Origin of the sequence: Pectobacterium atrosepticum (assembly GCF_000740965.1) — a bacterium.
Taxonomy (GTDB): Bacteria; Pseudomonadota; Gammaproteobacteria; order Enterobacterales; family Enterobacteriaceae; genus Pectobacterium; species Pectobacterium atrosepticum.
On record NZ_CP009125.1, the window covers coordinates 2,321,636 to 2,343,126 of the forward strand.

Annotated in this window: 18 protein-coding genes and 2 pseudogenes; 13 read left to right on the forward strand and 7 right to left on the reverse strand. The window is 48.2% G+C overall.

The window, feature by feature from the left end; all coding sequences use genetic code 11:
* Window positions 1-101 precede the first annotated feature (101 nt).
* The 4 genes from hflD to rluE all read right to left on the reverse strand — a co-directional run bounded on the left by hflD (window position 102) and on the right by rluE (window position 3,080).
* Complete coding sequence (hflD, locus tag GZ59_RS10190) at window positions 102-737, reverse strand: high frequency lysogenization protein HflD (RefSeq protein ID WP_039291580.1); 636 nt, start codon at window positions 735-737, stop codon at window positions 102-104.
* 2 nt (window positions 738-739) lie between these two features.
* Complete coding sequence (mnmA, locus tag GZ59_RS10195) at window positions 740-1,846, reverse strand: tRNA 2-thiouridine(34) synthase MnmA (RefSeq protein WP_011093993.1); 1,107 nt, start codon at window positions 1,844-1,846, stop codon at window positions 740-742.
* Window positions 1,847-1,984: 138 nt separating this feature from the next.
* Entirely contained in the window at window positions 1,985-2,431 is a 447-nt protein-coding gene (locus GZ59_RS10200) for an NUDIX domain-containing protein (RefSeq protein ID WP_011093992.1), read from the reverse strand.
* Window positions 2,424-3,080 carry a 23S rRNA pseudouridine(2457) synthase RluE gene (gene rluE, locus GZ59_RS10205; RefSeq protein ID WP_011093991.1) on the reverse strand — a complete coding sequence of 219 codons (657 nt, stop codon included), beginning with the start codon at window positions 3,078-3,080 and terminating at the stop codon, window positions 2,424-2,426. Before rluE ends, GZ59_RS10200 begins: the two co-directional genes overlap by 8 nt.
* Window positions 3,081-3,181: 101 nt before the next feature.
* On the opposite strand from rluE, the gene icd reads away from it, so the two are divergent.
* A complete protein-coding gene (gene icd, locus GZ59_RS10210; RefSeq protein ID WP_039291585.1) occupies window positions 3,182-4,435 on the forward strand; it encodes an NADP-dependent isocitrate dehydrogenase in 1,254 nt (417 codons plus the stop codon).
* 117 nt (window positions 4,436-4,552) lie between these two features.
* Here the strand turns inward: icd and GZ59_RS10215 are convergent, their stop codons facing one another.
* The 3 genes from GZ59_RS10215 to GZ59_RS10225 all read right to left on the reverse strand — a co-directional run bounded on the left by GZ59_RS10215 (window position 4,553) and on the right by GZ59_RS10225 (window position 7,675).
* Complete coding sequence (locus tag GZ59_RS10215; protein ID WP_039291588.1) at window positions 4,553-5,662, reverse strand: 4Fe-4S binding protein; 1,110 nt, start codon at window positions 5,660-5,662, stop codon at window positions 4,553-4,555.
* Between the two features lie 474 nt (window positions 5,663-6,136).
* Window positions 6,137-6,487 (reverse strand): Mor transcription activator family protein, encoded by a 351-nt coding sequence (locus tag GZ59_RS10220; RefSeq protein ID WP_011093988.1) that lies wholly within the window; start codon window positions 6,485-6,487, stop codon window positions 6,137-6,139.
* A 453-nt stretch (window positions 6,488-6,940) separates the two neighbouring features.
* Window positions 6,941-7,675: an XRE family transcriptional regulator gene (locus GZ59_RS10225; RefSeq protein WP_039291591.1), complete on the reverse strand. Its 735-nt coding sequence runs from the start codon at window positions 7,673-7,675 to the stop codon at window positions 6,941-6,943.
* Window positions 7,676-8,068: 393 nt separating this feature from the next.
* On the opposite strand from GZ59_RS10225, the gene GZ59_RS22880 reads away from it, so the two are divergent.
* The 12 genes and pseudogenes from GZ59_RS22880 (at window position 8,069) to GZ59_RS10275 (ending at window position 21,451) form a co-directional block, all read left to right on the forward strand.
* The gene (locus GZ59_RS22880; RefSeq protein WP_071598454.1) at window positions 8,069-8,326 is read left to right on the forward strand and encodes a hypothetical protein; all 258 of its coding nucleotides are present in this window, start codon (window positions 8,069-8,071) and stop codon (window positions 8,324-8,326) included.
* Between the two features lie 392 nt (window positions 8,327-8,718).
* A complete protein-coding gene (locus GZ59_RS10230; protein WP_011093985.1) occupies window positions 8,719-10,887 on the forward strand; it encodes a sensor domain-containing phosphodiesterase in 2,169 nt (722 codons plus the stop codon).
* Between the two features lie 147 nt (window positions 10,888-11,034).
* A complete protein-coding gene (locus tag GZ59_RS10235; protein WP_011093984.1) occupies window positions 11,035-12,777 on the forward strand; it encodes a sensor histidine kinase in 1,743 nt (580 codons plus the stop codon).
* A pseudogene (locus GZ59_RS24070) lies at window positions 12,774-13,128 on the forward strand (response regulator); the annotation flags it as partial. The gene GZ59_RS10235 and the pseudogene GZ59_RS24070, both read left to right, overlap by 4 nt.
* Window positions 13,129-13,235: 107 nt before the next feature.
* Window positions 13,236-13,523: pseudogene (locus GZ59_RS24075) on the forward strand (LytTR family DNA-binding domain-containing protein); the annotation flags it as partial.
* Between the two features lie 183 nt (window positions 13,524-13,706).
* Window positions 13,707-14,930, forward strand: coding sequence for an L-lactate MFS transporter (locus GZ59_RS10245; protein WP_011093982.1), 1,224 nt, complete (start codon window positions 13,707-13,709; stop codon window positions 14,928-14,930).
* Window positions 14,931-15,180: 250 nt separating this feature from the next.
* Window positions 15,181-16,518 (forward strand): sn-glycerol-3-phosphate ABC transporter substrate-binding protein UgpB, encoded by a 1,338-nt coding sequence (gene ugpB, locus GZ59_RS10250; RefSeq protein ID WP_011093981.1) that lies wholly within the window; start codon window positions 15,181-15,183, stop codon window positions 16,516-16,518.
* A 30-nt stretch (window positions 16,519-16,548) separates the two neighbouring features.
* Complete coding sequence (locus tag GZ59_RS10255; protein WP_039291594.1) at window positions 16,549-17,397, forward strand: glycerophosphodiester phosphodiesterase family protein; 849 nt, start codon at window positions 16,549-16,551, stop codon at window positions 17,395-17,397.
* Window positions 17,398-17,561: 164 nt separating this feature from the next.
* A complete protein-coding gene (gene htpX, locus GZ59_RS10260) occupies window positions 17,562-18,443 on the forward strand; it encodes a protease HtpX (protein ID WP_011093979.1) in 882 nt (293 codons plus the stop codon).
* A gap of 342 nt (window positions 18,444-18,785) precedes the next feature.
* The gene (gene ogl, locus GZ59_RS10265) at window positions 18,786-19,952 is read left to right on the forward strand and encodes an oligogalacturonate lyase (RefSeq protein WP_011093978.1); all 1,167 of its coding nucleotides are present in this window, start codon (window positions 18,786-18,788) and stop codon (window positions 19,950-19,952) included.
* 214 nt (window positions 19,953-20,166) lie between these two features.
* On the forward strand, window positions 20,167-20,958 hold the full coding sequence (gene kdgR / locus GZ59_RS10270) for a DNA-binding transcriptional regulator KdgR (RefSeq protein ID WP_011093977.1): 792 nt from the start codon (window positions 20,167-20,169) through the stop codon (window positions 20,956-20,958).
* A gap of 229 nt (window positions 20,959-21,187) precedes the next feature.
* Window positions 21,188-21,451, forward strand: a complete 264-nt coding sequence (locus tag GZ59_RS10275) for a YebO family protein (RefSeq protein ID WP_011093976.1) — start codon at window positions 21,188-21,190, stop codon at window positions 21,449-21,451.
* Window positions 21,452-21,491: the final 40 nt, after the last annotated feature.

Genomic DNA, 21,491 nt, shown 5'->3' on the forward strand with positions numbered 1-21,491 from the left:
AACAACTGACTTATTTCGATACAGCCAGTTTTAATACGGAATCGATTATCGCAACGCTGGCGTTAATCACACTAGCGTCAGCCGTAATGGCAAGAATACCATCAAACGGATTGGCAACGCGCCAATATCTGTTTCGCTTCTTTGACCAGTTGGCTGCGTGAGAACATCAGTTGCAAGCGTCCGCCGCCAATCTGTTGCCAAAGCACCGTAGAGCGGATACCGGCCAGCAGCGCGGCGCGTACTTTCGCCTGCACCTGACTGTTTTTTAGCACTTCCGGTGAACCGGTAACTTGAATACGTGGCCCCAACGTACTTATGACATCCACGTAAATTGCGGCCAGCGCGCTTACAATCGTTTCGGAAAGCAGCTCAAAATGCTCTAGTTGGCGTTCCAACTGCCCGATGCGCTTACCCAATTCGTCCAGCGCGGCAGATTTCGCATTTAGCTTACGTTCTAACGCAATCATGCTAAATGCATAACGTGAGAGTTCCGCGCCAGGGCCTTTGGTGCTGGTGTTCAGAATGCCCAGCAGCGTTTCCAGCCCAACTTTCAGGTTCTGCTCGTCATTGCCGTAAACGGCCAACGTGGATGCTGGGTTGAGGTTCAATACGCTGTTCAGCGAGGTATGCAGCACATCGTTATTACAGTTCCCCGTGTGGGCCAACTGCTGGACTAAATGCGCCGATTGGCAAACGCCCGCTAGCGCCAGCGTGATTTCATAATAATTCTTAGCCACGGTTACTCCTGTAAGCGTTCTTCGATGATGCCGCCGCCAAGGCAAACGTCGTCCAGATAAAAGACGGCGGATTGACCCGGAGTTACGGCTGCGAAGGGCTCATCAAAACGCACGGTAATGCGATCGTCGCCAAGTGGGGTGACAGTGCAGGAAATATCCGCCTGACGGTAACGGGTTTTCACCGTGCAGCGTAATTCAGCGGTCAGCGGTTGGCGATCGACCCAGTGTAACTGCTGTGCGATTAAGCCGTACGACATCAGGCGAGGGTGTTCGTGACCCTGCGCGACATACAGAATATTGTTGGCGACGTCTTTATCCACCACGTACCAAGGATCTTCGCCGCCGTCCTTGACGCCGCCAATCCCCAGTCCTTTGCGCTGCCCCAGCGTGTGGTACATCAGTCCCTGATGTTGTCCCATCGGTTTATTGTCGTCGACGGACAGAATTGGGCCGGGCTGTGCGGGAAGGTAACGCGCCAGAAAATCGGTGAATTTGCGTTCGCCGATGAAGCAAATACCCGTAGAGTCTTTCTTCTTCGCGGTAGCCAGTTCAAGTTCTTCGGCGATCTTGCGCACCTGTGGCTTTTCCAGTTCGCCGACGGGGAACAGACTTTGTGCAATCTGTTCATGGCTCAGCGTATAAAGAAAATAGCTCTGGTCTTTGTTGCCGTCCATGCCGCGCAGCAAACGGCTTTTGCCGTCAACGTCGTGACGACGGACGTAGTGGCCTGTCGCGATATAGTCCGCCCCGAGATCCTCGGCAGCGAACTCCAGGAAGGCTTTGAATTTGATTTCTTTATTGCACAGGATATCGGGATTGGGGGTGCGGCCCGCTTTATATTCTTCAAGGAAGAGTTCAAAAACGTTATCCCAATATTCCGCGGCAAAATTGACGGTATGTAATTCGATACCCAGTTTGTCGCAAACGGCCTGTGCATCAGCAAGGTCAGTGGCCGCTGAGCAATATTCCGTGTCGTCATCCTCTTCCCAGTTCTTCATGAACAGGCCTTCAACATGATAGCCCTGTTGCTGTAACAGGTAAGCGGAAACGGAGGAATCAACACCGCCGGACATACCGACAATCACTTTTTTCTGGCTGTTATCTGACATGGGAGTCTCACGAACTGAAATTTACTGGCGCATTGATGCGAAAAACAAGCGGCATATTTTAGCATGTTGAACCGAGGGCTGCATCGCTATTCCTGCCGCGTGGTGGTTAGCTCACGCGTGGCAGGAATGGCAAGATGTCTAAAAAGGCCAGTTAAACGCGCCCAATACGGTTAACGGATAGCGTTCTGGCTGCTGATAGCAGCGAATACTTTCGGCCACTAGCGGTGAACGAAGCTGACGAGAATGCAGAATTTCTTCGGCGGTCACCCAGCGACAGCATTCGATGTCGCTGTCGTGCGGTTGGGTGTCGGCCCGCTGAGGCAGATCGAGCGCGAAGCAAAAGCGTAAAAACGGTGTGTTATCTGGGGCAATCCATTGATGCAGACGCAAGAAACTGTGTGGCGCTGCCTGAATGCCGGTCTCTTCCCATAGCTCACGGCTCGCCGCCTGAATCAGCGTCTCGTCGGCTTCCAAATGGCCCGCGGGTTGGTTCCACAATAATTTGTCGTTAATTAACTCTTCGACGACCAGAAAATGGTTCTCGGCCTGTACCACACAGGCAACCGTTACATGGGGTTTAAACATCCGCTATCTCCTTCCATTCTCCGGGTAACAGGTTTTCTACGGTTTGATTGGCCATGCTGTATCGAATCAGACGCAGGGTAGGATACCCGATATTCGCCGTCATACGACGGACTTGCCGATTACGACCTTCATACAGCGTAATTTTTAGCCAGCAGTCAGGAATGCTTTTACGTTCGCGTATTGGAGGATTACGCGGCCACAGCCAGTCAGGTTCCGGCACGATCTCCGCGCCCGCGGGCTGCGTTTTGCCGTCATTCAGCTCCAGACCAGTACGAAAGCGCGTCAATATGGCGTCATCAGGAATGCCTTCAACTTGCACATAGTAAATTTTGGCCGTTTTTTTCGTTGGCTGAGTTAGCTGTGCTTGAAGTTTGCCGTCATTGGTGAGAATCATCAGGCCTTCGCTGTCGCGATCCAGACGCCCGGCGGCATAAATACCGCTAATCGGAATGTAATCTTTCAGCGTGCTACGTCCGGCTTCATCAGTGAATTGTGGCAAGACATCAAAGGGCTTATTGAACAGAACAATCCGGCGCGGCGTATTGTCAGGCTGCCTTTTTCTGGCTGGCTGTGAGCTGAATCGTTTAACTTTGTGATTTTTAACAGGGAATTTATTCATCATCTTTATAGTCGCGGGTAACAAAAGCATTATACTCGAAATGGTTTGCGATTGGCGCGGGCTAAATATTCAAGTAGTATTGACACGCATCTTACAAGTCATTAACAAAATTGCGCTCGAAGGAGAGGTTAATGGAAAGCAAAGTAGTGGTACCGACAGAAGGTCAGAAAATCACGGTTGATGCTCAAGGTAAACTGGTTGTTCCAAACAATCCGGTTATCCCGTTTATCGAAGGTGATGGCATTGGTATCGATGTAACGCCAGCCATGATCAACGTAGTGGACGCCGCCGTGAAGAAAGCCTATCAGGGCAAGCGCGCGATCTCCTGGATGGAGATCTACACCGGTGAGAAATCCACGCAAGTTTACGGTAAAGATGTCTGGCTGCCAGACGAAACGCTGGATCTGATCCGTGAATATCGTGTGGCGATTAAGGGCCCGCTGACAACGCCAGTCGGTGGTGGTATTCGTTCTCTGAACGTTGCACTGCGCCAACAGTTGGACCTGTATGTTTGCCTGCGTCCGGTACGCTACTACGAAGGTACACCTAGCCCGGTTAAACAACCTGAACTGACCGACATGGTGATCTTCCGCGAAAACGCCGAAGACATCTATGCAGGTATTGAGTGGAAAGCGGGTTCTGCTGAAGCAGACAAAGTGATCAAATTCCTGCGTGAAGAAATGGGTGTTAGCAAAATCCGTTTCCCTGAGCAGTGTGGTATCGGCGTGAAGCCGTGTTCCGAAGAAGGTACCAAACGTCTGGTTCGCGCTGCGATCGAATACGCGATTACCAACGACCGTGATTCCCTCACGTTGGTACACAAAGGCAATATCATGAAATTCACCGAAGGCGCGTTTAAAGACTGGGGCTACCAGTTGGCGCGTGAAGAATTCGGCGGTGAGCTGATCGATGGCGGCCCGTGGGTGAAAATCAAGAACCCGAACACAGGCAAAGAGATCGTTGTAAAAGACGTCATCGCCGATGCATTCCTGCAACAAATCCTGCTGCGTCCTGCTGAATATGACGTAATCGCCTGTATGAACCTGAACGGTGACTACATTTCTGATGCGCTGGCAGCACAGGTTGGCGGTATCGGTATTGCTCCGGGTGCGAACATCGGTGACGAATGTGCACTGTTTGAAGCCACGCACGGTACGGCACCTAAATATGCTGGTCAGGATAAAGTGAACCCAGGTTCCGTTATTCTGTCCGCTGAAATGATGCTGCGTCACATGCAATGGTTCGAAGCGGCTGACCTGATTGTTAAGGGCGTTGAAGGCGCGATCAAGAACAAGACCGTGACTTACGATTTCGAACGTCTGATGGAAGGCGCTACGCTACGGAAATGTAGCGAGTTTGCGCAGGACATTATTGATAATATGTAATCTGCTATTTAGTGCAGATGAATGATAGGGGCCGATTTGGCCCCTTAATTTTTCCCTCAGATTCCTTTCCCCAAAGCCATCCTATTTTGTATTAACCACCGTTGACCTCATTCTCTCTTACGGGTGACCAATGCTCTGTGACCCGGGGATGAGTCGGAAGTACATCTGTTCGGGAATCGGACTGTCCCAGCCGCCGATGTACATTGCGAAGCCGATCATGCCGAAAAGGATGCCGAGTACCAGTACAGTCATCGCAATACCGGATAGTGCGGTTTGTCGCCATAGCGGTTTGGCTGCCTCACTCCCTTTTTCCTGAGATCCTGAAGGTTGAATCAATGAGAAATGGAGTGTCGATGCCACCGGACAGGATTCGACGCAGGTCATGCAGGCTGTGCATTCTGCGGTTCTCACCTGAATCAGCTTATCCACCGGAATGTTAGATGGACAGGCCTTGGCGCACTTGCCGCAATCGATACAGCTGGTGGCATTTCGGCGGATTTTGAAGGGTGACAGCAGTGAAAACATTCCCAAGAGCGCACCGTAAGGACATAGATAACGACACCAAAAGTGGCGGACGAACAGGCTGGCAAGCATAAAGAGAAAAACGCAGACCAGCGTGATGGTGCCGATATTACGGAAGAAACCGAGCATTTTGACGTCGGCGATTAGACCGTAAGGTGACATCAAAAACATATAAATGCTCTGTGCTGGCATTGATAAGGCGATGTAGAGGAAAAAGCTCAATAACAGGTATTTCAGACTACGCAACGGAATATCCAGCCACCTCGGAAGAATGAAGTGGCGGCCAAACATTTTTCCCCCCAATGCACCCACCCACTCGGAAATCGTGCCTACAGGGCACAGCCAGGAGCAGAATGATTTCTTCAGCAACAGGCTGGTGAGAATAAATGCGAGAAGTAATAGCATTGACGCAAGATGGATTGGAGGAAAACTGCCCGTTTCCCACGTGAACTTAGCGTTCATCAATCCGGCAATCGGTAGCCAGCCCTCAATGCCGCCCGGTCTCGACATATAAAGAGTCGTGCCGCCGGTTTCAAAGTAGCGTACCCAGAAATAGAAAGTGACACCGATATAGACATTGATCGCCAGTAGCAGAATTTGTGTGGCTCCGCGCCAGGTCAGCGCGTTACGCCAGTCGTTCCAGGGAAGTTTACCGCCAGTGGTTCCGGGTCGGCGTTGCCACCGTTTTCTTACTTTTTCGCTCATTGCTCTCAATTACCCCCATTTATTTTTTTCACTCGGTGTTTTCAACCTACCGAAGGGATCGTGGGGCAACGTTATCATGCTCTTAACGGTTAAAAATTGATTTGTGCATTGTAAATGCATGTTTTTGGGGTCGGCTGATTGATTTGTATAAGAAGCTAGGAAAATAACGTGATTGACATGACATATGTATTGAATGACTTGATACAGTGTTGGAGGGGAGGGCCGTAAAAGATAGAGATTTATATATAAATAGAATGGGTACGGTTGAGTACCCATTCTATTAATTACCTAGCGGCATTATAGTTGAATATATCTGTAATATTTTAAACTGCGCATATTAGCCGGAGTCAGCGTATAGGAATGCCTTACCGCATTCGCCGCAACTCGAATTTTTAATTTGTATTTAATTAAGTAATTTATCTGTTATTTTTTATTTTAATTTATTTCTGATGTTTTAATTTCTTACCATTTACATTACGCCTGATTTTTTTGTTTTGCCTGTAGCTCATCTTTTCGCATGGTTCTGACAATTTTATAAATCCATTGCAGTGAGACATTATATTTCTTAGCCAGAGCACTATGATTGCGGCCATCAAACTCCTCATAGATTTGAAGATCGCGCTGAGAGGCACGCCACGATATTCCCATCGGAAAATAAACATTTTGCCCGCCCCATACGGTCATCATATGTTTGGCAACGGCATTGCCGACCAGCTCAGCAGTTTGTGGATCCAACTCTGTGACGTTTTTGACCGTATCGGCAACGTGTTGAGAAAGTTCGACCAGAAGCTCAGGGCCTTTACTACGAAATTGTGGCTCAGTCATAAATTACCTTATCCTTAAAGAAAATAATTACTGCCTATGTGAAGATTCGAGGATTGCTATCTTGGAGGGATAACAACCGCGTTATGTGTTCATATAAAACTATAGTTGTTTTTGTGTCAACATCTTTAGTTTTAATTCAGGTTGTTTTTGGTTGTAAAAGAAGAGTTCCACTACAAAGTGATATGTAGAAAAGAGGCCACAGAGAAGCAAAAAAATCCCGCCATAGGGCGGGAAAGCAACACATAGACAGGAGGAATAACACAACATCAACAAGGGGTAATAAAACCATAGCATGGTGATTGTATAAAACTGTTGTGCGTGGGTAAGGTTATCTGGGTGAGGGTAAACGTTTTTGAAGTATGGAGGAAAGCCGGTGCTCGCATTGGCTCACCGGCTTTAGTTAGAGGAAAAATGCGATAGCTACTACGTAAGCGAAAAACCACCTACGTCGGACTATAACAGTACCGAATACCAGAACACACGGCCGATGATTTCGACCTCTGATTCGTAGGCTTCTTCGTCAGCATCGCGGTTAAAGCTATGGATGACGAGTAGGCCGCCAGGCTTGCGGTAAAGTTGTTTGATTCGCTTGAGCTTATCATTGCCGCTGCCCTCTTGAGCAATAGCGTAGAGCTTCCCATCGATGATGCGCTTGTTGTTGGTATCAACTGCGACGGTGGTGCCATCCGGGATGATGGGTTCCATACTGTCACCCGCTGCCGGGAAACAAAGAACGCCTGAACCGTCAGTATTTGCACCGACCTTGCGCAGCGTGGCTTTGGAAAAACGGAGCTTAAAGCCGTTGTAATCCTCACTTTGAATGCGCCCGTCGCCGCAGGCAAACTCAATATCCTTTAAAAAAGGCACTTCCACCTCGTCCTCTGATAGTTTTGTCGTGCTGTCCCAAGCTGATACGGTGCCCCATTTTGATGTTGGCGGAATGCTTGATTCCTGGAGTGATCGAACCACCCTGTCGCTATGCATTGGTCCTCCGCCATTTGCCAACCATTCAGGGCGAATATGCAGTGCATTAGAAAGCTCAACAATTTTGGTTGTTTGCGACGCTTTCCCCACCTCAATCTTCTGTATGGCGGCCTGAGATACACCAATCATGTCGCCAAGTGCTTTTTGGCTAAGCCCTTGTGCAGTCCTGGCGGTCTTTAATCGTTCTGCAAGTGTCGTTTTCATTCGTTCAATTTACAACCTAGGTTGTAATTTATCAAGTGGATATTAATCTTGTTTAAAAAAAGCAAAGCTATGTATCGTTGGTGTGCAAAGGACATCATAAATACAACCATGAAAACAATTTAAGTTGTTATTCCGCGAAGGGAAACCCGTGCGGATGTATGAGATAACATCAAAATAATGCTATCGCCTGACTATCAAAAATTCTAATAAATGTCAGGCTGTCATAGTATCGTCTTATTCCATCTCCTGATTTGACTTAAACATGTGTGTAGATTGATCTAAATCACAATCTGACCGTATGTATTTTGCTCTTATGGAAATCCCGTTGTGGGAAATATAATCAATAAATTCGTTTCATTAAGCATGCGCATGATTGCGTGTCGCGGAGGATGTATGTCTGTAATTCGCACGTGTTTAAGTCTGTTTGGCGGTGATACGGTAATTGTACGGTGTGCTAATACATTTGAAGTGAAAATGAGTAATGGTGAACAGGAAACCATGACCGAAAAGAATAGTGCTACGCAGGATTCTATTTGCCGTCATGCTGAAGGAGAAGTGTATTTAACCGTGCCTTATACAGGAACTTGGGATGTCGTGATTCGAGCAAGAAATGACACACCTGAGCATTCAATAACCTATTTCCCCGCCTGATAGTTCCTTGGTTGGTTATATTCTGTTAATGACTTGATAATATATTGTCGTTATCCGGTAGTGAGTCTCTGAATATACCAACCTTTTCCTTTCTTTTCTGCCTGCATTGCTCAACGTTGTGAGTGCGTCGGTATCTTTCTATTTCGTTTTTCATCTATCATTTTAATTGATACTTCCACTTGTTATTATTAATGATTCGAAAGGATGATAGAGTCTGGATCTTTTGCCATACTCACACTCAGCCACCATGCGTCTTGGCTCTTGGCAAGAGAGGGAGCGTTGGTTTACTCATGCTGGCCTGTTGCTCTTGTCGTGCTCATTGCTGCAACATTTTGGATTTATAGCTAAATTTTGTCTAATCTGAACATTAATACGATGGGAGGGGGGAACCCATGAGCCGTGCCCCAATAAGCAAAGATGAAGACAAACGTCTTGCTGCTCTTCGTGAGTATGGCATTAAGAACGTATTATTTGACCCAGGTCTGAGTAACCTGATTAGTCTGGCCGCTAACATCTTTAGTGCGCCTATTGTTTTGGTGTCGTTGGTAGAGGCTGAACGTCAACTGTTTGCCGCCAGCGTGGGGGTTCCTTTTTGTGAAACGCCTCGCGATATCTCTTTTTGTGCCCACACGATCCTAAAGAAAAAGATCATGGTGGTGCCTGATGCGCTCAAAGATGCGCGTTTCAAAAATAACCCGCTGGTTGTGGGCATTCCCTACATTCGTTTTTATGCAGGTATCCCACTAATTACGCCGTCCGGACATGCCATCGGTACGCTGTGCATTATCGATTTGAAACCCAGAACGACCTTCACCAAGCGTGATGAGCACAATATGCAGGATCTGGCTTCATTGGTCATGGACAAGCTGGAAATGCGACGCCTTGAACTCGCGCGTAAAGCCAGTCAGGTTCGTTTTGAAAATATTGCTAATACCTCACCTGATACGATTTTGTGCGTTAATGAGAAGGGGATGATTACCTTCTGGAATACCGCTGCGGAACACATGCTGGGATACAGTGACGAAGACATTATTGGTCGCAATATTAATACTATCGTGCCTGATGCCTTTATCGTGCAGCTCAACCATTTAGTCACCGATCGTGATTCACTGATGAAAGGAGTGATGCTGGAACTGAATGTGCAAGCTAAAAGCGGCAGTTTGGTACCGGTTGAATTGTCGGTTTCTATGTGGGAAGACAACGACAATGTTAGCTATGGCGCGATATTGCGTGACATTACAGAGCGCCGCCGCAATGAAGAACGACTATTTTTGTTAGCGCATATGGATCCGCTCACGGGTTTGGCAAACCGGACGTTATTAACATCCAATCTCGAAACCGCGCTAAAGAATGAACCTGCGGTCTGTATCATGATGGTCGATCTGGACGGATTTAAAGATGTTAATGATAGTCTGGGGCATTCCAGCGGCGATGATATTCTGGTGCACGTCGCTAAAAAAATAAAAGCGGCGGTCCGTTCCGGTGATGTCGTGGCGCGAATGGGCGGGGATGAGTTTGCACTGCTGTTTCCCGGCCTGAGTGATAAAAAGGTCGCGGGAAAAATTGCCGAGCAAATCATTCATGAAATTTCGCAGGCGATGATTATTGACGATCACCAAATCAATATTAGCGCCAGCATCGGGGCCGTGCTGTATCCCGACTATGGATTGACCGTGCAAGATCTTTTGACCAGCGCCGATTTAGCTCTGTATCAGGCGAAGTCCGAAGGTCGAAATTGTTACCGTTTTTTCACACGTGAACTGCTTGAAGTCTTTCAGGCCAAGCATGCTTTTCAGCTCGAGTTTGTGCGAGCCTACGAGCAGCATGAATTTGAAATGTTCTATCAGCCACAGGTAAAACTGGCGACCAATGAGATTGTTGGTGCGGAAGCACTGCTGCGCTGGCGTCACCCAGAAAGAGGATTGCTTGGCCCAGCCGCATTCCTCACCGCACTGGAAAATGGCCCGTGGGCTGAGCGAATCGGTGATTGGATCGTAGAAACGGCATGTAAGCAGGCCGCAGAATGGTGTCAGACTAGCGACAAATATTTTCGTATCAGCATTAACCTTTTCAGCGCGCAGTTTCGTACCGGCCTTCTGGCGCAGAAGATTATGGATACCCTTGCTCGAACAGGGTTGGAACCAAGCTCGCTGGAGCTTGAAATAACGGAGAATATAATTCTGCGTTACGATGAGAATATGTTGCAGCCGTTAAAGATGTTGCGGGAAGCGGGAATCGGCATCGCATTTGACGATTATGGGACGGGCTATGCATCTCTCAGCATGCTTAAAAACTACCCAGTGACTCGACTGAAGATCGATCAAACCTTTGTCAGAACCATGTGTGAATCTCCGCCGGATGCGGCGATTGTCAGGGCGATCTTATATCTTGGCAAAAGTTTTGGTCTGGGCGTGATTGCCGAGGGTGTGGAAACATTAGAGCAGAGTGAGCGGCTACGGGGCAAAGGGTGTGAGGAAGCGCAGGGATATCTGTTTGGGCATCCGATGCCTGCGGAGGAATTCACTCAGCTACTGAAATTGAATAAGCCGATAGACGTGTAAATGGTCGTGCCATGCCAGTTTTCCCTAAAAGCCAGCGTCTGCTGGCTTTTATACTTTGCGCTTCCCACTCGGTTAACAGACTAAAAAGTGGAATGTGGATCACATTTTTCCTATAGTGCAGGCTTGTAACCCAGTACCGGATGTCCCGTGCACGAAATATTTGAAATGCTCCTTGCGGTCTTTGACCGCGCCGCCCTGATGCTGATTTGTTTATTTTTCCTGACAAGAACGCGCCAGTTCCGGCAATTACTGCAAAAAGAGCAACATTCTCCGAGAGAACGGGTGATGGTGACAGCCATCTTTTCACTGTTTGCGCTGTTTGGTACGTATTCCGGTATTAATGTTGAAGGGTCGCTTGTCAACGTGCGCGTGATTGCCGTGATGTCTGGCGGTATTCTCTTTGGCCCTTGGGTGGGGATCGCGACAGGTATCATTGCGGGGGCACACCGTTATTTAATTGATATTGATGGCATCACCTCTGTACCTTGCTTGATTACCAGCATCATCGCCGGTATCACTTCTGGCTACATCAATAAGAAAGTCAAAAAAGAGCAGCAGTGGAGCATAGGGATTCTGGGCGGGATGCTGTGTGAGTCATTAACTATGTTGCTGGTTGTAGCATGGGCGACGCCGATCGAGTTAGGGCTGGATATTGTTTCAAAAATTGCCGTGCCGATGATTCTTGGCTCCATCTGTATTGGCCTGATTGTACTGCTGGTGCAGAGTGTAGCGAATGAAAAAGAGGTGATTGCCGCTAGGCAGGCCAAACTCGCACTCGATATCGCACACAAAACACTGCCGTATTTCCGCAATATCAACAGTGATTCACTGACGGCCATTTGTAGAATCATCCGTACTGAAATTAATGCGGACGCAGTAGCGATAACGAACACGCAGCACATTCAGGCTTATGTGGGGATTGGGGAAGACAAATATAATATCGGCCACGACATTATCAGCCCGATGACGCAGCAGGCGATTCATGACGGAAAAATCATCATTAAAAATAATGATGAACAGCATCTTACGCCGGAAATTCATTCGATGATTGTCATCCCGCTGTGGGAACATGGGCAGGTGACAGGCACGCTGAAAATCTATTATCGCCATGCACATAAAATTACCTATTCATTACGCGTGATGGCTGTCGGCCTATCGCAAATCATGTCAACGCAAATTGAGGTTTCCCGTACAGAACAACTGCGCGATATGGCAAATAAGGCGGAATTGAGAGCGCTGCAAAGTAAAATCAATCCGCACTTTCTTTTTAATGCTCTGAATGCGATCTCCTCGTCCATTCGAATTAATCCCGATACGGCGCGCCAGTTGGTCATCAATCTGTCTCGCTATTTGCGCTATAACCTTGAGCTCAATGACGATGCGCTGATCGATATAAAAAAAGAGCTGTACCAAATACAGGATTATATCGCGATTGAGCAGGCGCGCTTTGGCGCTAAGTTGACGGTGATTTACGATATTGACGACGATGTGGCGTACAAAATTCCTAGCTTATTAATTCAGCCGCTGGTGGAAAATGCGATTGTGCATGGTATTCAGCCTTTCAAAGGAAAGGGAACCGTAGTGCTGTCCGTGAAAGAGCAGGGCGATAAGCTGCTGGTGGCGGTAAAAGATACAGGCCACGGCATCAGTCAGGAGACGATAGATCGCGTCGCGCGCAATGAATTGCCGGGGAATAAGATTGGCCTGCTTAATGTTCATCACCGAGTCCGCTTGCTCTATGGTGATGGCTTACATATTCGCCGTTTGGAACCTGGGACTGAGATTTATTTCTATATTCCACGAGAAGATAAAACCCCGTCGGCATTGCCGGATACCGTGCAGGTGCCGTCATCAAGATATTCTGCTGAGAAAACAGGAGGCAACCCATGAAAGCCATTATTGTTGAAGATGAGTTCCTCGCGCAGCAAGAGCTGAGTTATCTCATCAAACAGCACAGTGATATTACGATTGAGTCAACATTTGATGACGGGCTGGATGTCCTGAAGTATCTGCAACATAACGAAGTCGATGCGATCTTTTTGGATATCAATATCCCGTCGTTAGACGGTGTTTGGCTGGCGCAAAACATCAGTAAATTTGCGCATAAGCCTTACATCATTTTTATTACGGCGTACAAAGAACATGCGGTCGAGGCGTTTGAAGTCGAGGCCTTCGATTACATTCTCAAGCCATATCATGAATCTCGTATCATCACGATGTTGCGTAAGCTGGAAGCGGCCTGGCAACAGCGGCAAGTTGCACCTGCTGTCGAAACGGGCGCGCATGCGGGTGCACCAAGAGGCGCACAGCAAACGATTAATCTGATGAAAGATGAACGGATTATCGTCACGGATATTAACAATATCTACTACGCTGCCGCGCAGGAAAAGGTCACGCTGGTTTACACCCGACGTGAAGAGTTCATCATGCCGATGAATATTACGGAGTTTTGTAGCCGTTTGCCGGAAGACTATTTCTTCCGCTGCCATCGCTCTTACTGCGTCAACCTGACGAAAATCCGTGAAATTGTGCCGTGGTTTAACAATACGTATATCCTGCGATTGAACGATCTGGATTTTGAAGTCCCGGTCAGCCGGAGCAAGATAAAGGAGTTCAGGTCATTGATGCGCCTTTAAAGGCATTTCATTCCGCGTTTCAGGCATCTCATTCCCCATTCGATCAATCACTGTCAGCCCGCTTGTATACTGGCCTCAGCCCATAAGCTGACAGTGTTTTGATGGATTTTTTCTTCTCCACATCAGCTTATATTTTTAGTGTGCCGAGTGAATCGGACCAATTTTTGATGTAGGGGAAAATCCATGAATACCAAACCTGTTAATCGGGGATTGATTGTCCTCGGTACCATTATCACCCAAATGGGACTCGGCACGATTTACACCTGGAGTTTATTCAATCAGCCTCTCGTGGACAAATTTGGCTGGGCGCTGAGCTCCGTTGCGACGACGTTTTCAATTACCAGTTTCTGTCTGGCATTTGCAACGCTATTTGCCGGTAAGTTTCAGGAACGTATTGGCCTGCGCCGCTTGACCATGATCGCCGGCATCGCGCTGGGTGCTGGTCTGATGGCGAGTGCGGTGAGCCCATCGCTGACACTGATTTATCTGCTGATGGGGGTTGTTGTCGGTTTTGCTGATGGCACGGCTTACATCACGACGCTGTCCAATTTGATTAAATGGTTCCCTAACCGCAAAGGGCTGATCGCGGGTATTTCGGTTGGCGCATTTGGTACCGGAAGCCTGTTGTTCAAATATGTAAACAGCTTTTTGATTGCGGAAGTGGGTGTATCAGAAGCCTTTTTCTACTGGGGAATTATCGTTATGGCGATGATTCTGGTCGGGAGTTCATTGCTGAAAGAGCCTGCTGCGGTGCCAGTACAACAGGTTGCGGTTCAAGGGCAGACGCGTGATTTCTCTCTTGCCGAGATGTTGGCGACCAAAGAATCGTATTTGCTGTTTATTATCTTCTTCACTGCGTGCATGAGCGGCCTGTATTTGATCGGTATCGTGAAAGATATCGGCGTGCAAATGGCTGGGATGGATATGGCGACGGCGGCAAATGCCGTGTCTGCGATTGCGATTTTTAATACCGTTGGGCGTATTGTGCTTGGCGCACTTTCCGATAATGTCGGACGTATACGAGTCATCACCTTTACGCTGTTTGTGACGATTCTGGCGGTGTCCGTGATGACGTTTCTGCCGCTTAGTCCCATTCTGTTCTTTATCTGTGTCAGCGCGATTGCTTTCTGCTTTGGCGGTAACATCACCGTGTTCCCAGCGATTGTCGGCGACTTCTTCGGCCTGAAAAATCACAGTAAAAACTACGGCGTGATTTATCAGGGATTCGGTATCGGCGCGTTGTCTGGATCGTTTATCGCCGCACAACTCGGGGGCTTCCAGGCGACATTTATGGCAATTATCATTATGTCTGTCGTCTCGCTGCTGATTACCCTGTGGATTAAACCGCCTAAACATCAGCCCGTTGCTGCCTCAATGCGTGTGGATATGGTACACGCACAGAGCTGATAGAACGCCACGCTAACAGAACATCGCGCTGGGCTCCACATGCTGCCCAGCGCGATTTTTTTTCCCCTTTCCTGCCACCAAATCCCCTCTCTTTACCTGCTGAAATATCGCGATACAGTTCATCACTTTCCCAGTCATCTACGTGTCACAGGCGAACCCTAGCGTCGTTATCGGCACGTCTTTTTCCTAAAACGCGCTTTCGCTATAAATGACTTCCCTTTGAAAATGAAAAGTAACCGGAGAAAACACCATGATGATTCGGTTTAGGTTCACATCTGTTTTTTTGATGCTATTGAGTATGGTTTTACTTGTCCCCCTGTCTGCCAGAGCTGCCGTTGAACTGACGTTTTGGCATGGCATGGACAGCAACCTGAACACGGAATTGATACGGCTGGTCAATCGGTTTAATGAATCTCAGACGACGTATCATGTTGAACCGATCTATAAGGGCAGTTATGAGCAGACGCTGGCTGCTGGTATTGCCGCTTATCGCACGGGTAACGCGCCGGATATTTTGCAGGTTTATGATGTCGGCACACCGAATATGATGCATAGCGGGGCGATTATCCCAGTGTTTGATCTGTTCAAACAGGTCGGTATCGATAATGACGAAAAAGCCTTTCTGCCCGCCGTGGCGCTGTTTTATAGCGACAGCCAGACCGGGCATCTGATTTCCCAGCCGTTTAATAGCTCAACGCCTGTTCTTTACTACAACAAAGATGCGTTTATCAAAGCGGGACTCGATCCCGATAAACCCCCTCGGACCTGGAATGAGCTGGCGTACGATGCGGCGCGGTTGCGACAGAGTGGGATGACATGCGGTTATACGAACGCAGGGCAGCAAGGCTGGATATTATTGGAGGCTTTTAGTGTGTGGAATGGGCTGCCGATTGCGACGAAAAACAATGGCTTCGACGGTGTCGATGCGCATCTATTGGTGAACGGTCCGTTGCAGGTCGCACACGTTGCTCAGCTTGCAGAAATGATGAAGAAGAAGGAATTCAGCTATTTCGGTCGCAATGACGAGGGCACTACACGCTTTTATAACGGTGATTGCGGCATATTGACCACCTCATCGGGTGGGCTACGCAAGATTCAGAACTATGCCAAATTTCACTACGGTGTAGGAATGTTGCCTTACAGCGAAGAGGCTAAAGGCGCGCCGCAGAATACATTCATTGGAGGCGCAAGCCTCTGGGTCATGAAAGGGAAAACGGCATCGCATTATCAAGGGATTGCGGAGTTTCTACATTTTCTGACGCTACCGGAAAATGCCGCCGAATGGCATCAGATGACGGGCTATTTGCCGGTGACGCAGCCTGCCTACGATCTGACGCGCGAGCAGGGGTTTTATGCCAGATACCCCGGCAGTGATGTTGCCATGAAACAGATAACAAATAAGCCACCATTGCCTTATACGCGCGGATTTCGATTAGGCAATATGCCGCAAATTCGCACCATCATGGACGAGGAGTTGGAGAAAGTCTGGGCAGAGCAGGAAACGCCGCAGCAGGCGCTGGACAATGTGGTTTCGCGCGGTGATCTTCTGTTGCAGCATTTTGCGCAGTCGGTTTCCCGTCATCCGTGATATTTCTCGTTTATGTGGAGTTTTCGTCTGATGACAAGGCAAAGTAAAGGTATAACTCAGGAATTGATTGCGGCGCAAAACACGACGGTTCTGACAGTAGCACATCGCGGTGTCTGGGCGTCGGCGCCGGAAAATTCGCTGAAGGCACTGCGGGAAGCCATTCTTTTGGGCGTGGATATTGTGGAAATAGATGCGCAATTAACGGCAGATAGTCACGTTGTCGTGATTCATGATGACACGCTTGATCGCACGAGTGATATGAGCGGTAGCATTGGTCGGATGACGCTGGCGGAGATTCGTCAGGCGTGTCTACGTGGAAGTGACGGCGGTTCGGCATGGCCGCTGAGTAACGAACAGGTCCCGCTGTTGTATGAGATTCTCGAAGAGGCGCGAGGGCGTGTTGCCATCAATGTGGATGTTAAGCACGATCGCGAATTTGGTGCTATCGCACGCGATATTCGTGATAAAGGCCTTAGCGCGGGCGTGATCATGAAAAGCCCGATGAATCTTTCTTCAGCCTGTTTTCCTATTGCCTCTCCGTCTCAGGATACCCAGATACCTTATATGCCGTTGATTCGCCTTCAACGGGGGATAACCGTCGATATTCTGCGGCAGGTTGACGATTTTGGTGTTGCCATTGTGGAAGCCAATTTTGACCACATTGAGGCAGTGGTTGAGACGTCTGCCGAATTTCAACGGCTTGGCGTACGGATTTGGGTGAATACGCTGGATTGCGCGCATTCGCTCGACTATAGCGATACGCGAGCCTTAGCCGATCCTGACGCGGTGTGGGGAGCATTAATTCGCGCTGGCGTGGGCGCGATTCAGGTGGACCACGCCGCAGCATTTATCGATTTTCGGTCAACGCTGTCGCGCTGATGCATAAGGATTACCAGTAGGCAGGACGCCGCTTTCCTTTTGAAAAGTGTAAAGTTATGTGGATTTAGTAACTGAAAAGTTAAGAATGCTTGAAAATGCCACGGCAACCCATACGATGTAGGTGTTGCAAACTTTATCTTTCTGCGAGAGGAAATCAGACTTTTATGATGCGTATTGCGCTTTTCCTGATCACCAACCTGGCGGTGATGTTGGTTTTCGGGCTGGTACTCAGCCTGACGGGAATTCAGTCCAGCAGTGTCCAGGGCTTAATGATAATGGCTGGGCTGTTTGGCTTTGGCGGTGCGTTTGTTTCACTGCTGATGTCTAAATGGATGGCGTTACGGTCCGTTGGCGGTGAAGTCATTGAACAACCACGTAACGAAACCGAACGTTGGCTGGTAGAAACCGTTCGTTCACAGTCACAGCAGGCTGGGATCGCGATGCCACAGGTGGCAATCTATCATGCACCTGACATCAATGCGTTCGCAACGGGAGCTCGTCGTGATGCATCGTTGGTGGCGGTAAGCACCGGTTTGTTGCAAAACATGAGCCGTGATGAGGCTGAAGCGGTTATCGCGCATGAAATCAGCCACATTGCAAATGGCGACATGGTGACGATGACGCTGGTTCAGGGGATAGTTAACACCTTCGTTATCTTTATTTCTCGTCTGATCGCTCAGGTTGTTTCCGGTTTTCTGTCCGGTAACCGCGATGAAGGCGAAAGTAGCAACGGCAACCCGATGGTTTACTTTGCTGTCGCAACTGTGCTGGAACTGGTTTTTGGTATTCTTGCCAGCATCATCACCATGTGGTTCTCACGTTACCGTGAATTCCATGCGGATGCCGGTTCCGCCAAGCTGGTGGGGCGTGAAAAAATGATCGCTGCACTGCAACGCTTGAAGACCAGTTATGAGCCGCAGGAAGAGGGCAGCATGATGGCTTTCTGCATTAACGGCAAATCGAAATCCTTCAGTGAATTGTTTATGTCGCACCCGCCGTTGGATAAGCGAATTGAAGCGCTGCGCTCCGGCGAGTATCTGAAGTAATTTACGATAGTTTCTTTCCAAAGGCCCATTCGGGCCTTTGTTATTTCAGCGTTTATTGATTCATCAAACCTGCGCTTTCTCTGCTCGAATGTTTTCACGAGATCTGAAACAGGTGGTGAAAACATGAAGAATGTTTTATAAAATAAAACCACGATCACGGAAAAATGAAACATTGTTTCTATAATACCGATATGACAGGCGTCTCGCGTGAGATTTGTGGCCTGATTTTTGAACAACCGGTGTCGGGGTGACCGATTCGTCGGACGTTCAGTAATGTCAGGTTATCGAAGCGTATGCGTGTGTGGCGTCAAATTCTTCATGATAAGTTCTAAGGATTTACGGATGGCCAAAGGTAATAAGATCCCCCTAACGTTTCATACCTACCAGGATGCAGCAACCGGCACCGAAGTTGTGCGTTTAACCCCGCCCGATGTTATCTGCCACCGCAACTATTTCTACCAGAAGTGTTTCTTCAATGACGGTAGCAAGCTGCTGTTTGGCGCTGCATTTGATGGCCCATGGAACTACTATCTGCTGGATTTAAAAGAGCAGAACGCCACACAGTTGACGGAAGGCAAAGGCGACAACACCTTTGGTGGTTTCCTGTCTCCGAACGACGATGCGCTGTATTACGTTAAAAATACCCGTAATTTGATGCGTGTCGATCTGACTACGCTGGAAGAGAAAACGATTTATCAGGTGCCTGACGATTGGGTCGGCTACGGCACTTGGGTTGCCAACTCCGATTGCACCAAAATGGTCGGTATTGAGATCAAGAAAGAAGACTGGAAGCCACTGACCGATTGGAAAAAATTCCAGGAGTTCTACTTCACTAATCCTTGCTGTCGTCTGATTCGCGTCGATTTGGTAACGGGCGAAGCGGAGACTATTCTTCAGGAAAACCAGTGGCTGGGCCACCCAATCTACCGTCCGGGTGATGACAACACGGTTGCTTTCTGTCACGAAGGCCCGCATGACCTGGTTGATGCTCGTATGTGGTTCATCAACGAAGATGGCACCAACATGCGCAAAGTGAAAGAGCATGCAGAAGGCGAAAGCTGCACCCACGAATTTTGGGTGCCGGATGGCTCCGCGATGATTTATGTCTCTTATCTTAAAGACGATACCAACCGTTATATTCGCAGCATCGATCCCGTTACGCTGGAAGATCGCCAACTGCGTGTAATGCCGCCGTGTTCTCACCTGATGAGTAACTATGATGGCACACTGTTGGTCGGTGATGGTTCCGATGCACCGGTCGACGTGCAGGATGATGGTGGCTACAAAATTGAGAACGATCCGTTCCTGTATGTTTTCAACCTGAAAACTGGCAAAGAACATCGTATTGCGCAGCACAATACATCCTGGGAAGTGTTGGAAGGGGACCGTCAGGTCACTCACCCGCACCCGTCTTTCACGCCGGATAATAAACAAGTTCTGTTTACTTCTGACGTAGATGGAAAACCTGCGTTGTATCTGGCGAAGGTTCCTGATTCAGTCTGGAACTAATAATACTAATAAATCCGCGTCACGTTTCATGGCGCGGATTATTTTAAAATATTTACTTACATATTATTTTATTAAGTCTCTGACGCGGTTATTTCTCAAACTTAACTTGATTATCGTTGTTGCTCCATTGCCATAATCAAAGCGTTCCCTTTATACTAAAACCATTGTTCTATTTTTTTTAAAACAAAAAAACCTGAGTAGGGTAACCACAAAAATGGCTAGTGCAGATTTAGATAAACAACCCGATTCCGTGTCGTCCGTTTTAAAGGTTTTTGGTATTTTGCAGGCATTAGGTGAAGAGAGAGAAATTGGTATTACCGAGCTTTCTCAGCGAGTCATGATGTCTAAGAGTACCGTTTACCGTTTCTTGCAGACGATGAAATCCCTGGGCTATGTCGCGCAGGAAGGTGAATCAGAGAAGTATTCGCTAACGCTCAAGTTGTTTGAACTTGGTGCAAAAGCATTGCAGAACGTAGACTTAATCCGCAGTGCGGATATACAGATGCGCGAGTTGTCTGTGCTGACGCGGGAAACGATTCACCTTGGCGCGTTGGATGAAGACGGCATCGTTTATATCCACAAGATTGATTCTATGTATAACCTGCGTATGTATTCGCGCATCGGTCGCCGTAATCCACTACACAGTACCGCAATTGGTAAAGTGTTGCTGGCTTGGCGCGATCGCGGTGAAGTGGAAGAGGTTCTGTCGACTGTCGAATTCACGCGTAGTACGCCACACACATTGTGTACTGCTGAAGATCTTCTCAATCAACTGGATGTCGTGCGTGAGCAAGGCTACGGGGAAGATAAAGAAGAGCAGGAAGAAGGGCTGCGTTGTATCGCTGTGCCAGTATTCGATCGTTTTGGTGTGGTGATTGCCGGCCTCAGTATTTCCTTCCCAACGATTCGTTTTTCAGAAGAAAACAAACACGAATATGTGGCCATGCTGCACACCGCAGCTAGAAATATCTCTGAGCAAATGGGCTACCACAATTTCCCTTTCTGATATTTCCTATCAATTCCTGAGCCTGTCTTTACCGACAGGCTTTTTTATGGCGTGCCATCGCAAGCGACGTTGAAAAACGTTCCCCCACGTTTTTGATTTTTGTACCAATACGATAGCGATGTGCATCAACACGATGTGGTTAACGGATGGTTTGGGTATCGAACTTGGCTACGCCACGGTGTTAAGATAGCCAGCAGGTACCTGTCATAGTGGTTATAGTGGAGTCGTTGTGAACATATTAGAAGTGGTTTTTGTCTTGCTGGTTGTGCTGCTGGCTGCGCTGGTCTGGTTTTTTGTCAATCGGGCGAGTGTCAGAGCGAATGAGCAAGTGAAATTGTTGCAAGAGATCGTAGAGCAGCAACGTCAGCAGTTAGCATTATTGAAAAAACTGCTGCCCCAGAATGTAGAGCAAAGTGAGCCTGAAGCGCTTGCCGTCGAGCTCGATCGTGATGATGTAGAGCTAACGTTTAAAAATGTCATCCCTGAACGTTAATGGCTTAGTCTCTGTGTAGCACTTTTACCTGTTTACGCCA

Excerpts from the sequence above, each read along its gene's own strand:
- mnmA (WP_011093993.1), bottom strand. The coding sequence starts at position 1,846 with ATGTCAGATAACAGCCAGAAAAAAGTGATTGTCGGTATGTCCGGCGGT.
- GZ59_RS10200 (WP_011093992.1), bottom strand. The coding sequence starts at position 2,431 with ATGTTTAAACCCCATGTAACGGTTGCCTGTGTGGTACAGGCCGAGAAC.
- rluE (WP_011093991.1), bottom strand. The coding sequence starts at position 3,080 with ATGCTTTTGTTACCCGCGACTATAAAGATGATGAATAAATTCCCTGTT.
- icd (WP_039291585.1), top strand. The coding sequence starts at position 3,182 with ATGGAAAGCAAAGTAGTGGTACCGACAGAAGGTCAGAAAATCACGGTT.
- GZ59_RS10215 (WP_039291588.1), bottom strand. The coding sequence starts at position 5,662 with ATGAGCGAAAAAGTAAGAAAACGGTGGCAACGCCGACCCGGAACCACT.
- GZ59_RS10220 (WP_011093988.1), bottom strand. The coding sequence starts at position 6,487 with ATGACTGAGCCACAATTTCGTAGTAAAGGCCCTGAGCTTCTGGTCGAA.
- GZ59_RS10225 (WP_039291591.1), bottom strand. The coding sequence starts at position 7,675 with ATGAAAACGACACTTGCAGAACGATTAAAGACCGCCAGGACTGCACAA.
- GZ59_RS22880 (WP_071598454.1), top strand. The coding sequence starts at position 8,069 with ATGTCTGTAATTCGCACGTGTTTAAGTCTGTTTGGCGGTGATACGGTA.
- GZ59_RS10230 (WP_011093985.1), top strand. The coding sequence starts at position 8,719 with ATGAGCCGTGCCCCAATAAGCAAAGATGAAGACAAACGTCTTGCTGCT.
- GZ59_RS10245 (WP_011093982.1), top strand. The coding sequence starts at position 13,707 with ATGAATACCAAACCTGTTAATCGGGGATTGATTGTCCTCGGTACCATT.
- ugpB (WP_011093981.1), top strand. The coding sequence starts at position 15,181 with ATGATGATTCGGTTTAGGTTCACATCTGTTTTTTTGATGCTATTGAGT.
- GZ59_RS10255 (WP_039291594.1), top strand. The coding sequence starts at position 16,549 with ATGACAAGGCAAAGTAAAGGTATAACTCAGGAATTGATTGCGGCGCAA.
- htpX (WP_011093979.1), top strand. The coding sequence starts at position 17,562 with ATGATGCGTATTGCGCTTTTCCTGATCACCAACCTGGCGGTGATGTTG.
- ogl (WP_011093978.1), top strand. The coding sequence starts at position 18,786 with ATGGCCAAAGGTAATAAGATCCCCCTAACGTTTCATACCTACCAGGAT.
- kdgR (WP_011093977.1), top strand. The coding sequence starts at position 20,167 with ATGGCTAGTGCAGATTTAGATAAACAACCCGATTCCGTGTCGTCCGTT.